A 13488-nucleotide genomic window follows, 5' to 3' on the forward strand; every position below is an offset into this window, starting at 1 on the left:
TGTCACATGTGCCGCTTCAAACAAGAAAACCAATCGCAACAGTGGCCACACCCATGCTCGACTTTACTGGTTTGGGTATTTTGCAAGAAGCTCTTGCGTTACCAGATTTTCAGTTTGCGGTGAATTGTGTCTGGAATGCAATGACGGATAGCGGGACTTGGCGGGAGTTCGCGGTTTACGTGCCATAGGCAAAATTGGATTATTCAGCATATGCGGTAACTGGTTAACTGTTTGAAAAATCTCCAGTTCAGACGGTTTTGCTTTTGACTGCCAGCGCAATGTTGCGACATTGGCACTTTTTGTCAGTTGATCGCGCTCTCTGTCTTTTTCTGGATTATGCATACGGTCATCTAGTTCGACGATGCAAATCAGATTCATGTTGCGGCTATAAATCGCGTAATCAACGCGCTTTTCATTGATTTTCCAATAGGCGTATCGATTTTCTTGAAAACTGTCGACGGGCGTAATTAAGGCCGCCATAGCGACTTGAGGGAATACATGCACCCCTGGCAAGGAGCGACAAAGCCGGCCAAAAAATTCGATTTCATTCGGTGTCATCAGCGGTACTTGTTTGTAATTGGAGCGCCGTTTTTTAGGCTTGCTTTTCGATGTTTTTAAAAAGACTAAAATGATCAAAAATGCACAAAAAAACAGAGTGAGATAAAGAATTGGCTGGGTAAAAAAGAAATTGGTCATGAGATAAAAATATTGTGTTATTTATATGCATAGTCAAATGCTAACATGTTCTTAGAGATAAACGCTGATAAAGTCGTTATCATTCGCTTACGATCACAGGAGCCAACTTGAAAACTGCATTAATCCCAGGCAAAGCTGTTGCCAAAATTGATAAACAAATCATCGGTAATATTTTGCTGACGCAAGTCAGCGTGGATATTGTCAAAGAAGAAAAAATGATCATCGGCATTCGCAACGAAGCAGGTGATATTTATCGCCTCATCGGTGCCACTCGCGTCAATAGCTATATGAATGCGATTGAAGAATTATTTGATCTGGAAATGAACGATGAACTTGATGGCATTGAGGAGACCAGAGAAGGGTGCGACGCTATTTTTAGCATGCCATAACTTAAGTCTAGGGGCGGTCGATTTGAAAACATGTCCGTCCCGCCAAGTCTGCTGGCTTGCTAGTTCACTATCAGCGAGAAAAAAATAATGGCAGCAGGAATCTGCTACCAGTTACTACAGAGTTCAAAACTAAAGTTACTTCATAAATTTTCCGTCTTTTCCAATGACGGTTAATTCGACAAAATGAGATGCGTTATGGTTAGTCGGGCTGAATTTCACTGAAAATCCGCCTGCATCATAAGCTCCCATCGATTCCATTGCTTTGATAAAGCTATCGCGAGTCAGGCTGCTGCCAGCACGTTTTAAACCCTCTACAAAGACTTTGGCCGCGATAAATCCTTCCAGGCTAACGTAACCCGGCTCTCTGCCAGGCTTGTTGGCGTACAGGGTTTTATACTCTTTAATCAAAGGATTGATTTCTTCCCAAGGCGCTGGAACTACTTGCGAGATCATAACGCCGCGTCCTTCGCTGCCCAACTCTTTAGATAGGGCTTGACTGCCGACAAAGGAAATATTCCAGAAAATAGGCGCGCCAACCGGATCTTTCACCATTTCTTTGATGAACGCGGCACAGGATTTATAGGCAGAGATCATAATTACTGCCTGAGGTTTTACTTGTTTTATTTTGGCAACCGCTGGCGCCACATCAACACTATTTCTCTCAACGGTAGCAATGCCGATGACCTCGATATGACGTTTATTTAATGCTTTTGTAACGCCCTCTAGGCCGGCTTTGCCGTAAGCATCGTTTTGATAAAACACAGCAATTCTGCTCATCGACAATGTCGTTATATGTTGGACGATTTTTTCGGTTTCTTCAAAATAGCTAGCGCGGATATTAAAGACGTTGCGATTAAACGGCTCACGCAAAGACTCAGCACCAGTAAATGGTGCAAAGAAAGGAATCCCTTCTTTGGCAACTAAGGGCAAAGCTGCATTGGAAGTCGGCGTGCCTACATAACCAAACAAGGAGAAAACATCATGTTTATCGATTAGCTCTTTTGTGTTTGCGCTTGCTCTGTCGGCCTCATAACCATCATCTAGTGTTTTTAACACGATCTGCCGGCCTGCAACGCCGCCTTGTGCGTTGACATGATCGAAGTAGGCTAGCGCGCCGTCGCGCATCTCTGTCCCTAGCTGTTGCGCTGGTCCTGATAAAGCTGCGGATTGGCCGACCAGAATTGCCTTGCTGGTTACGCCTGTCTCTGCGTAGGAATGGATGCAAAAGAGCAAGGACAATGTACCGAGAAGGAGATTTTTTGTTTTCATAATGCTGTATTGATATGCTGATGTGGACGGGAGCCTAGTGAATAGCTGCTTCATACTAGGCGTAAAAATGCTTTTGGGCAACTATTTGATCTGTTTTCAATTACTCTGGCTTAGCCATAGTGATCAGGTTAGCGGTTTAATCAGATGTATTAAGTCGATGTGTAATTCGGTTGAAATAAATACTGGAGGTAGGTATATTTAGGTTGTCCAGAAGATTGCTGGGCAATCGGCATTATTTTTTAAAAATATTGGGGAGTATATTGAAATTATGCCGTTTGACCTATCCAAATAGAGAAAAGTTCTTTTTGTTTTCTGCGAGCAGCTTAGTTTTTTTTCTGGGCGTTTGTTGATTGACTGATGGCAGCTCTAAGAATCACAGCTTTAAGAATCGCAGCTCTAAGAATCACAGCTTTAAGAGCGACGATACAGATCAGGAATTTTTTTACGGCTTAAGATTATCATTCCCAAACTACCTATGCCGAGTAATAGCCAGTTCAGTATAGGCATCTGCATGGTTTGGGCAAGATCAAACAGCACACCGCCCGCGAGGCTGCCGATCATTGTCCCTGTGCTTTGATAAAAAATCTGTTGCGACATCAATTTGCCGGTATCTTCCGACGATCTTGTTGAATGTCTTGCAATAAGAACGTCAAACGACGGACCATAAAACACTTGCCCAAACGAGAGCAAAATCGCAGAGACAATCACCGCGCTGCTGTGGCCTCCTGCGACCACCATCAACGCAAAACTCGCAAACAGACAGCTGTAGCCAATCTGTAAGAAGCGGAAATGGTCGCGTATCCGCACCGCACGCTTAGACACCGGTATCTGGAAAAAGATAATGACTAACGCTGCCAACCAGAACGGGGTAGAGACGGGGATATCCGGCGTAAACTTGGGGATGTGCAGACTAAAGCCAATCATAGGCTGGACCGCAAAGCACCAGAACACCGCATTCGACACCATAAACAGGCGCGGCAATTTTTTAGAAGGAGCAAGTGACGCCGCTGATTCTGCTTGACTGTTCGCCGCCGCCGATGCTGCTTGTTTGACTGCCAGGGTAGCTAGGTAGTCCGTCTCATGCCCGGCAATCGCGCGCATGGCATACAACATAAAAACGGCGTAAGCGATAAACGTGATCAATACAATCAAGAACACTATTTTCAGGCTATGCACCGGCACCCAGCCCGCCATCAGATATCCCAGCACCAAGCCCATGCGTATCGCAAAGGCCAGGCGACTGAATAAAGAAGATTGATCTAATTCTTTTAATTTCAATAAATAATTTTTCAGGCCGGGAAAAGACAAACCGCTTCCCAATCCTGCCAATACCGCAAACAAGGCCAAAGCCCAGGCCTGATGCAAATACGCCATGCAATACAAGGCAAAACCTTCCAGCAAAATATTGCCTGTGACAGAAAATGGATGATTCGCCAGCTTGGGATAGCGGCTACCCAAATACGAGCCGATTACGCGGCCCAAATTCAAGCCAAATAAAATAGAAGCCGCCCAGGTGCCAGAAAAAGACTTACCGGTCTCCGACACAATCAGCGGCGTGTAGAGCGCCACACCAGCAGAGGCCAGCGCTACGCCGACATAAATCAGATAGGAATTAAAAACAGAATTAAACGGCTTGGTTTGCATGAGCTTCAATAAAGTCGTTTATGTGACTGACTTGACGCAGTGCACATAAAGCAGAGTTTGACAGTCTAGGCCAAATAGATTATCTGTTGACCAGAACAAAAAACGAAATAAAATAAAACGAAATACCAACAGGAGACAACATGATTCAGCGCCACATCAAACTCATCCTCTACATCGCTGGCGGCATCATGCTGCTGGTAGGCCTACAGTTTATCGCACCCTTGCCCCTATTGCAGGCACAAAAATTAGTGGTAACCGATAGCGCAGGCATATTATTCGCCCGTCATTGGGGTCTGTTAGTCGCTTGCCTTGGCGGCTTATTGATTTATTCCGCCAGCCACCCTGAGTGTCGTACCCCAGTCATTGTCGCCGTCACGATAGAAAAAATCTGCCTGGTTGGTGTTTTGCTGATGAGTCTGAATGATCCTGCCCTAAAGCCGATGCAGCCTGTGATTGTATTGGATGGCGTCTTTGTGATTTTGTTTTTGATTTATTTAGTGGGAAAAAAAAACGATAATTCTCAGATATCAACCTAATGTAATAGGAATATTTAAAATTTTTTAATGAGTATCCTTATGAAATAAGGCTTACAAGCCATTTTTGCTCTGTAAGCCTTGTTTATATTGGACATCTAAATCAGAAATTTTTTTAAAATCTTTTATTCATAACGAAGGCCATTAGTAACAATGCAAATTCTAAGCATGTCATTCCCGCGTGTCTCAAGCAGGATTGGTAAGAAAAATAGCTTTATGCGCAATGTTGTAGGTCGACTCAAGAGTTTTTATAAATTCCCATCAAAGCTTTTCCAAAATTTTCTCTACAAATAACGTAAGCGCGTTCTTCACATCAATGTCCTTCATCACTAACAATTGATCGCCGACATACCATTCAAACATGCATTGTTCTGGCAGTGCCGTGTGCACGGCATTGCCGAATAACCAGATGCCATGTTCGCGCGCGATCTGGTTGCGGATATCGGTGGCGCGCTCTTTATTGACGGGTAAGTATAGGTGCAACATATTAGATTGAGGCTGCGTTGGATTGGCTTTTAATTGCAGATAGTCTGTCAGCAGCCGATATAGCCATTTTGTGCGTTGGAATAGGGCGGGCATATCGGCCAGACGCTGATCAAATTGCATCGCTGCTGCGACGACATAAGGCGAGCGGCGGAATACGTTGCCGCCTTGTCTTTGCATCCAGACCCGTGCCTGATCGATCAGTGATTTACTGCCTACTAGCATCGCGCCGCCGAGACCGCCTATGCCTTTGTAAAACGAGACATACACAGAATCAAAACCCTCGGCGATCTCGTGCAAAGGCTTAGCAAATCCGCTTTGTGCTTCCCACAAGCGGGCGCCGTCCATGTGTAGATGAATATTCTCTTGCTGGCAGTAGGACTTGATGTCCTGAAGTTGTTGCCAGCTAGGGAGTTGCCCGCCGATTTCTCGCATGGGTAATTCGTATTGAACGGCACCAATTTTTTCTGGTATCGCCTTGAGATCGTCTACTGTCCAGGGGCGATGTGGATTGCCGATTCTGAGGGCGTTAAAATGGCCAAGCAATTCATGATTGCTGTTTTCATGGATAAAAATATGTGAACTTGGATGTAACCCCACCAAATTGCTGCCACGTTCGGCACAAGCGAGTCGCAAGGTGGTGACCTGCGTCATGGTGCCGGTAATGCAAAATAAGGCGGCTTCTTTACCTAATAGCTGAGCGATTTTTTGTTCAAAGTGTTGGACTAATTCACCCTCACCATAAGTGTCATGCAAGACATGGTTGGCTTCGCACCATTGCGCCATGGCGGCAAACTGTCCCGCTGGCGGTAGTTGACGGTGACCGGGGAGGATGGTGTGACAGCTCAGGCGTAAGGCGGCGATTTCGGCGTTGGTCAAGATGAGGCTCCTGGGGCGTTGTGGGTTGGTGTATTTTACGTGATTCGTGACTGTGCGAGATTTGCCTGTGTACCAAGATAATATCGCTCGCTACCAGTCTAATTCAGGCAAAATCACGGTAATTATTTTTGCTAACGTATTCAATCGATGATCACGGGATGCGTGCTGCATACCTTGGATATCTTCTTCACCTTGGACGCTAACTATGTCAACAGACCTGCAAACACCTTACGAACTCGGTAATCAAAACCAAACGACGACCTGGGATCAGTGCATTGGCTTTTATCAAAAGCTGGCATCGGCTTTCCCTCATGTCTTGCACTTCAGTCAGATTGGTGTCTCGGATGCCGGTGTGCCTATTCATGCTGGTGTGGTGACTGCGGATGGCGTATTTGATCGCGAGCAAATCAAAGGTGAACAGCGTCCGGTATTTTTTAATAATAACGGCATACACCCTGGTGAGCCCGAAGGTATTGATGCCTGTATGGCGCTGGTGCGCGACTGGTGTGTGATGCCAGAGCGGTTGGCACAACTAGGTCGTACCGCGTTTATTTTTATTCCGATTTATAACGTGGATGGCTGTCACAACCGACAAAATACATCGCGGGTGAATCAAGACGGTCCCGAGTTGTTCGGATTCCGCGGGAATAGTCTGCATCTGGATTTAAATCGTGATTTCATTAAGTGCGATAGCTTGAACGCGCAAGTTTTTAATCAGTTTTTTACTGCCTGGGATCCAGACGTGATGGTGGATACACACACCTCCAACGGGGCAGATTATCCTTACACGATGACCTTGATCCATACCCAAACAGATAAACTCGGCGGTGATCTGGGGCAGTTTTTGCGCGAGCAGATGCTGCCGGTGATGTTTGCAGATATGGCGCAACGCGGCTGGCCGACTTGTCCTTATGTGAATCCGATCAAAGACAGTCCCGATCAAGGGATAGAAGAGTTTTTAGAAACTGCGCGATTCTCTACGGGCTACGCCGCTTTGCATCACACCATCGGTTTTATGCCAGAAACGCATATGCTAAAACCCTTCGCCGATCGCTACGCATCCATGCGCGCGCTGGTCGAGGTCGCGTTGGAGTTCACGATCAAGCATGCTGAACAAATCCAGCAATTGCGGAAAGCCGCCAAACAGCAGGGAAAAACCCGCACCCATTGGCCCGTGCAATGGCGCCGGGATGACGAGCATGTTTCGACGGTTCGTTTTAAAGGCTACGAGGCTTGCTACAAGCCCAGTGCAGTAGGCGACTACAGTCGTTTGTACTACGACAAACATCAAGCATGGGAAAAGGATATTCCATACTACAATCATTTCAAACCAGAAGTCGTAGTCCCTGCGCCGATCGCCTATGTCGTACCCCAGCAATGGCGCGCTGCGATTGAGCGCTTGCAGTGGAATGGCGTCAAGATCGAGCGAATTGCCGGTGACCGCATTGTGCAGGCACAGACCTACCAAATTCGTTCAGTTACATCGCGCCCACATGCCTATGAAGGTCATTTATTTCATGACGACATGGAGCTGAGCACACAGACTGGCACCCATCAGATCAAGGCGGGTGATATCTGGATTACGCTGGATCAGGACCAAGCGCGGTATGCGGTCGAAACCTTGGAGCCACAGGCACATGACAGCTTTTTCCGTTGGGGATTTTTTAATAGCGTATTAGAGAAGAAAGAAGCGTTCTCCGATTACGTATTTGAAGACCTGGCAGAAGAATTACTCCGTGAGGAGCCAGCACTGGCTGCGCAATTCGCTACATGGAAAGCAGATCAGCCCCAATTATTGAGTGACCAGAATGCCGTGCTGAGTTTTATTTTTACGCATTGCCAGCGGTATGCTGAACCAGAGTGGCGTCGTTATCCGGTGCTGGCGATATTTGCTTAAGCCCCTCTTTTTCTATAGACGGTTTATGGATACTCCTTATTAGTATATTTAATTGTCCAGGTAATTATTGGTCTATAAGGCTATTTTGGTAAAAATTATGGGGAGTATATAAAATTATCTCTATTTTTGACTAGATGGAATTTCTGCTAAAAAGAAAAAATAATTATAGAAACGTATCGAGTACAAAGTAAGCGAGATTGCTTTTTGCGCTTTGTGCATGTTCGCTGAACGGGTTTTTTACGGCACTCAGTTTTTCACTTGGCTACTCAACTTAGCTACTCAACTTAGTTAGTCAACCAAGTGAGCCTAATTACTTAGTCTAAACAGGTACTAAATCAGTACACGATCAAGCTGTTGTTTGGCTACACGTTTGAATGCGCCGTTGCAACAGCAAAACGCAATTTCTGTTTAATCCTTCATCGTTGTTGTGGTATTTTGTTGCGATGAATTCAAGCACAAATCCCCCTATTTCTACTCAACTTCCTCAATATCAACGCTGCATGGTCATGGCTGGCGGTGGCTTTCGTTTTGGCATTTATCTTGGCATGTATGCCGCAGCGCGTGATGCCGGGAAAACACCTGATCTGTTATTAGCCAGTTGCGGCGCAGCGATTGCGGCGGCACTGATCCAGGCTTTGCCGGATGATGAACAGCGCAAGGCATGGCTTAGTTCGCATGAGATGTATCAGTTTTGGGCGAGTCTGCAATCGACATCGCAAGCGGCGATTCATCGCTCTTTGATTCAGGCGATTAAGCGCAAATTGTCTTCGAAAAATACGCCCAAGATACCGGATGTATTTCAAGATTATATGTTTGAGATACCGCCTAATTTGCCATTGCCAACTGTAAGTCCAAGTCAAGCTGCTGGGGCACCAGCGGTTGCGATTATCGGCGGCAAGCTGTTATACCAGCCGGAAGAAGTGGGGCAGCCGCGTGGCCATCGTAAATTATTTGAAGAAACCGTTTTTTGCGATCAGCGAACAGCCACACTATTGCAAGGTATTCAATCGCCATTCAGCGCTCCGATGTGGGGGAATCATGCGATTGCGCCACAACTGTTGATTGATGTCGATATGCCTTTGGCAGAGGCGGTGCGAATTTCGGTATCTGACATGTTTTATTTCCGTTGTCACAGCTATCGTCGTCCGGCTACCGGGCAGATGGAACACTATATCGGTGGCGTGCTTGATTTATTTCCCATCGAAATAGCCCGACGGCTGGCGCATGAGGTCACGATGGAATTTAAAGAGTCGTTTGATCAGACCTTTGCGATTCCTGCTTTGCGTGCGGTGTTGGGCATTAACGGCAATCAGCGCTTACGGTACGTCCATCATCAATTTGCGGATACCTGGATTGACAGCTCAGATATCAGCATTGCACTAGCACGCGAACAGGTGCAAAAGAAGCTGGCTTTCAGGCGTAACCGGGTTAGCCTGATCATGCCCGATAGCTATGACACTTATGTGCAATATATTGAAGCGCAGTGGCAATACGGTTATCAACGCGCTAAAGAGGCATTTGCTAAAACCTCGGCTAATTCCAAAGAGCCTATCCGCAACGCTAATCGTTACAATAGTCCGCAAGGGGTTTGAAATCAGGTGTAAAACCTCTAAAAGTTGTCGATTGATGCACAGTTTGTTTTATAAATTGAACAAACTGTTGTTAATCAAAGAGTTAATTGCCGCATGGATACAACTCTGTCCTTTTAATTTGATCCAAACTTAATTAGAATCAAAACAGCCTCGCCAGGCTTTCAATCATTACAGGAGTCGCCATGAAAAAATTTGTCTCAAAGGCAGTTGTCGGTATGTTGTTGGTTTCAGGGTTTGTTTCAGTTGCATCAGCAGCGAATACAGTAGTGGATACTTCAGTTGATGGTATTTTTACTGCGCTGACAAGCACTAAAGATTTGCAAGCCACGGTTGATACCTTGGTCGCAAATGGTGCTGGTGCTGGTGCAGTGGTCGCGGTTGCTGCGGCTGCTGGTATTTCTTTAGACACAGTCAAGGATCTGACGATTTGCACTAATGATATCTCAGCAGATTCTAAAGTGTTGAGCGCGACTTGCATGAAGCCACGTACTATCGCAACGGCGTATATCGTCGGTATGAACGATCCTTTGAAATACCTGCCTGCAACAGCAGCTGGTGTTCGTAAAGATAAAACTACGAAGTAATTTGTTCGCTTAGTTTGTATCGGGTTTGTATTAGTAAAAAAGCGATGCAGAAAAATCTGCATCGCTTTTTTTATTGTCGCTCACTATAGAACAGTGACAACCTTGGCTTACTGATTTGGCGTAGTCAATTTCTTATTGTCAGAAGAGGCTGGCGACTCTTTTTTATCCTCATCCTTATCGGTTTCAACCGAAGAGTCATCCATATAGCGTTCTGCTAATTTAAAAAATTTATCGTAAAAATCACCGGTTGGTATCGTTTCGCTAGCGACTTTGACCAGAGAATCGTCACTGGCGCCAAATGGCAACGATACCGAGCCCAGTGCACCGACCCCGATGCTGGCGGAGTTGCTGCTCTTTTTTAGCGAGTAACGGTCGCGTACCGCATTGGCAAAAACGGTGGTGCTGTTGCTGCCTTTGCTGTCGGCGGCGCAGACTACCGTAAATTCAATCTCGGCGTGAATATCACTATCGTGTTGGAATTTTCTGCGGCCTCTGACGAAGGCGGTTTTAGATTCGCTGATGACATAACCCTGGCTGAGCAAAGCGCGGCGGGCGGCTTCGCAAGCCGTTTTTTCCGATCCGGGAAAACTATGGGTGAAGACATCGGCAGAGCCAAATTCTTCTTCTTTGAGAGCGACTTTACTATTGCCGAGATTGCTCCCAAAACTGCCGCAGCCCGCGAGTGTCGTGACGAGTAACAATGCTGCCAGCCGCGCTAGTGTGATTTACTTATTCAGCGAGTTAGCAGAGGAGACAAAACGGGGAAAGGAGAAAAAGCGCATCGGTTCTATATTGTTCAATTGGTTTGTTCAGCCTAGTTTGCTTGCTGAGTTTAGTCAGCAAAGGATTACGTTAAAAACTACCTGCAAACTGATAACGTTGGCCCGGATGCCACATCGTGACTATCGTGGCGATTTTGGCCTTGGATATTGTTTGACGGTGTAATAGCAAACATGGTTCCTTGCTGGTGATATTTAACATCGTCGCGATTTGTTTAGACGGTAACAACGCTTCAATACGGTAGCTGACACTTTCTAGGGGCGCTACCACCATCAGATATTCATTCGGTGTCATGGTCATAAAATGTTGTTCCAGATAGTCAGGTGCAATATCCGAATTGACCCAGCGGTCTTCTACCTGAATCGCAATATCATTCTCAAAATGTACGATGACCGAATGGAAAAGCGGATGTCCTATTTTCACCTTAAATTGTTGCGCCAGTATGTCACTTGCAGCCACCGCGACTAGCTCATGCAATTGACTGCGATGCACGTGACCGCGCGCTCTGACTTCTTCCGCAATACTTTTAATCTCTACTAAGGTTGCCTGATATTTATGCTGCGCGACATAGGTGCCTGAGCCTTGGATGCGTGTCAGGATTTGTTCACTGGTCAACTCTCGCACAGCCCGGTTGACCGTCATGCGGGATACGCTGAACTGCTCTGCTAGCGCAGTTTCGGACGGAATCGCATCACCTTCTTTCCATGTGCCGGACTGAATTTCTTTTAGTAAATAATCCTTGATACGTTGGAACACAGGTGCGTTTTCTTGTTGGTTTGACACAGGATTCCTTGTAACTAAGGTGGTGGCATTGAAAAAACATAAAAATATAATCTTGCATATTGTCTCATACAAAAATCCAGTTGCAAAAGTTGTATATACAACTTAAACTTATTTCAAAGACTGGTCATCATCTGGTTTTTAGAAGCGCGTTGAACGTATATATTGAGTTAGCTTGAGTTAGTTTAGTTAATTTGACTGAGTTTGACTTTGCGCCAGCCAACACTACCGAAATAGGATGGAATACATCATGAACAACGATCCACGCTGGGACGAAAGCCGCGAAATCCGTGCACCACGCGGTGCTGAAAAAACCTGTAAAACCTGGGTGGCCGAAGCCGCTTATCGCATGCTCCAGAACAATCTGGACCCCGAGGTTGCCGAGAATCCTAAGCATTTGGTTGTGTATGGCGGGATTGGTCGTGCCGCCCGTAATTGGGAGTGTTTTGATCAGATTCTGGCCTCACTAAAAGAGTTGGGCGAGGACGAAACCTTATTGATTCAATCTGGTAAGCCGGTCGGCGTGTTCAAAACCAACGAGGATGCGCCCAGAGTGTTGATCGCCAATTCCAATCTGGTGCCCAAGTGGGCTAACTGGGAACATTTCAACGAACTCGACCGCAAAGGTCTGTTCATGTACGGTCAGATGACAGCAGGTAGCTGGATTTATATCGGCACTCAAGGCATCGTGCAAGGCACCTATGAAACCTTTGCCGAAGCAGGGCGCCAGCATTTTGGCGGTGACTGGGGCGGGCGCTGGATTTTGACAGCAGGTTTAGGCGGTATGGGCGGCGCGCAGCCACTGGCGGCTAGCTTTGCCGGCGCTGTTTCTTTAAATATTGAGTGCCAGCAATCTAGTATCGACTTCCGTTTGCGTACCCGCTACGTCGACAAGCAAGCCAAAGATCTGGACGATGCCTTAGCACTGATCAAACACCATTGCGACCGCAAAGAAGCGGTATCAATCGCCTTGCTTGGAAATGCAGCAGAAGTCTTGCCAGAACTGGTTAGACGCGCCAAAGCCGGCGGCATGAAGCCTGATCTGGTCACCGATCAAACATCAGCGCACGATCTGATCAACGGGTATCTGCCGATCGGATGGACGGTTGAACAATGGAAGGTGGCACAGTCCGATCAGAGCCAGCACGCCAAACTGACTGCCGATGCAGCACAGGCTTGTGCGGTGCATGTGCAGGCCATGCTGGATTTCCATGCGATGGGTATTGCGACGGTGGATTACGGCAATAACATCCGTCAGGTCGCGTTTGATACCGGCGTGAAGAATGCTTTCGATTTCCCCGGCTTTGTACCTGCCTATATCCGTCCTCTGTTCTGCGATGGCAAAGGGCCATTCCGCTGGGTCGCTTTATCGGGCGATCCGGAAGATATCCGTAAAACCGATGCCAAGATTAAAGAACTCTTCCCAGAGAATAAAGGCGTGCATAAATGGCTGGACATGGCGGGCGAACGAATTGCCTTCCAGGGTTTGCCAGCACGTATCTGCTGGCTAGGTCTGGGTGAGCGCCATATCGCTGGCTTGGCGTTTAACGAGATGGTTAAAAATGGCGAGTTAAAAGCGCCAATCGTCATCGGTCGTGATCACCTCGATACCGGTTCTGTTGCTAGCCCTAATCGCGAGACGGAATCGATGATGGACGGTACCGATGCTGTCTCCGACTGGCCTTTGCTCAATGCCTTGTTAAATACGGCAGGTGGCGCGAGCTGGGTGTCCTTGCATCACGGCGGTGGCGTTGGTATGGGTTACTCCCAACATTCCGGCATGGTGATTGTGGCGGATGGCACGGATGCAGCAGCAAAACGTCTCGCGCGCGTCTTGGTCAACGATTGTGGTTCGGGTGTGATGCGTCATGCGGATGCAGGTTATCCGCAAGCAGTTGCCTGCGCTGAGCGTAATGGCTTGAATTTACCCATGATTAATAACTCAAAGTAATGAGTTGAGAT

12 protein-coding genes are annotated in these 13488 nt (G+C 46.8%); 6 read left to right on the forward strand and 6 right to left on the reverse strand.

The window, feature by feature from the left end:
* Positions 1-63: 63 nt before the first annotated feature.
* Positions 64-696, reverse strand: coding sequence for a DUF2726 domain-containing protein (locus AAKU61_RS19035; RefSeq protein ID WP_354334798.1), 633 nt, complete (start codon positions 694-696; stop codon positions 64-66).
* Between the two features lie 107 nt (positions 697-803).
* Between AAKU61_RS19035 and AAKU61_RS19040 the strand changes: the two genes are divergently transcribed.
* The gene (locus AAKU61_RS19040; RefSeq protein ID WP_354334800.1) at positions 804-1085 is read left to right on the forward strand and encodes a hypothetical protein; all 282 of its coding nucleotides are present in this window, start codon (positions 804-806) and stop codon (positions 1083-1085) included.
* Positions 1086-1220: 135 nt separating this feature from the next.
* Here AAKU61_RS19040 and AAKU61_RS19045 read toward each other — a convergent pair whose 3' ends face one another.
* Positions 1221-2354, reverse strand: coding sequence for an ABC transporter substrate-binding protein (locus AAKU61_RS19045; RefSeq protein ID WP_354334802.1), 1134 nt, complete (start codon positions 2352-2354; stop codon positions 1221-1223).
* Between the two features lie 411 nt (positions 2355-2765).
* Positions 2766-3998 (reverse strand): MFS transporter, encoded by a 1233-nt coding sequence (locus AAKU61_RS19050; protein WP_354334804.1) that lies wholly within the window; start codon positions 3996-3998, stop codon positions 2766-2768.
* A gap of 140 nt (positions 3999-4138) precedes the next feature.
* On the opposite strand from AAKU61_RS19050, the gene AAKU61_RS19055 reads away from it, so the two are divergent.
* The gene (locus AAKU61_RS19055) at positions 4139-4534 is read left to right on the forward strand and encodes a hypothetical protein (protein WP_354334806.1); all 396 of its coding nucleotides are present in this window, start codon (positions 4139-4141) and stop codon (positions 4532-4534) included.
* 258 nt (positions 4535-4792) lie between these two features.
* On the opposite strand, the gene AAKU61_RS19060 is transcribed toward AAKU61_RS19055, so the two are convergent.
* Positions 4793-5893: a threonine aldolase family protein gene (locus AAKU61_RS19060; protein ID WP_354334808.1), complete on the reverse strand. Its 1101-nt coding sequence runs from the start codon at positions 5891-5893 to the stop codon at positions 4793-4795.
* A 205-nt stretch (positions 5894-6098) separates the two neighbouring features.
* Between AAKU61_RS19060 and AAKU61_RS19065 the strand changes: the two genes are divergently transcribed.
* The 3 genes from AAKU61_RS19065 to AAKU61_RS19075 all read left to right on the forward strand — a co-directional run bounded on the left by AAKU61_RS19065 (position 6099) and on the right by AAKU61_RS19075 (position 9966).
* On the forward strand, positions 6099-7790 hold the full coding sequence (locus AAKU61_RS19065) for a M14 family zinc carboxypeptidase (RefSeq protein ID WP_354334809.1): 1692 nt from the start codon (positions 6099-6101) through the stop codon (positions 7788-7790).
* Between the two features lie 443 nt (positions 7791-8233).
* Complete coding sequence (locus tag AAKU61_RS19070) at positions 8234-9382, forward strand: patatin-like phospholipase domain-containing protein (protein WP_354334811.1); 1149 nt, start codon at positions 8234-8236, stop codon at positions 9380-9382.
* A gap of 182 nt (positions 9383-9564) precedes the next feature.
* Positions 9565-9966 carry a hypothetical protein gene (locus tag AAKU61_RS19075; protein ID WP_354334813.1) on the forward strand — a complete coding sequence of 134 codons (402 nt, stop codon included), beginning with the start codon at positions 9565-9567 and terminating at the stop codon, positions 9964-9966.
* Between the two features lie 107 nt (positions 9967-10073).
* Here AAKU61_RS19075 and AAKU61_RS19080 read toward each other — a convergent pair whose 3' ends face one another.
* Positions 10074-10667 (reverse strand): DUF2242 domain-containing protein, encoded by a 594-nt coding sequence (locus AAKU61_RS19080; RefSeq protein WP_354334815.1) that lies wholly within the window; start codon positions 10665-10667, stop codon positions 10074-10076.
* Between the two features lie 151 nt (positions 10668-10818).
* Entirely contained in the window at positions 10819-11529 is a 711-nt protein-coding gene (hutC, locus tag AAKU61_RS19085) for a histidine utilization transcriptional repressor HutC (protein WP_354334817.1), read from the reverse strand.
* Between the two features lie 247 nt (positions 11530-11776).
* On the opposite strand from hutC, the gene hutU reads away from it, so the two are divergent.
* Positions 11777-13477, forward strand: a complete 1701-nt coding sequence (gene hutU, locus AAKU61_RS19090) for a urocanate hydratase (RefSeq protein ID WP_354334819.1) — start codon at positions 11777-11779, stop codon at positions 13475-13477.
* Positions 13478-13488: the final 11 nt, after the last annotated feature.

The organism is Undibacterium sp. GrIS 1.2 (genome assembly GCF_040544435.1).
Lineage (GTDB): Bacteria > Pseudomonadota > Gammaproteobacteria > Burkholderiales > Burkholderiaceae_D > Undibacterium.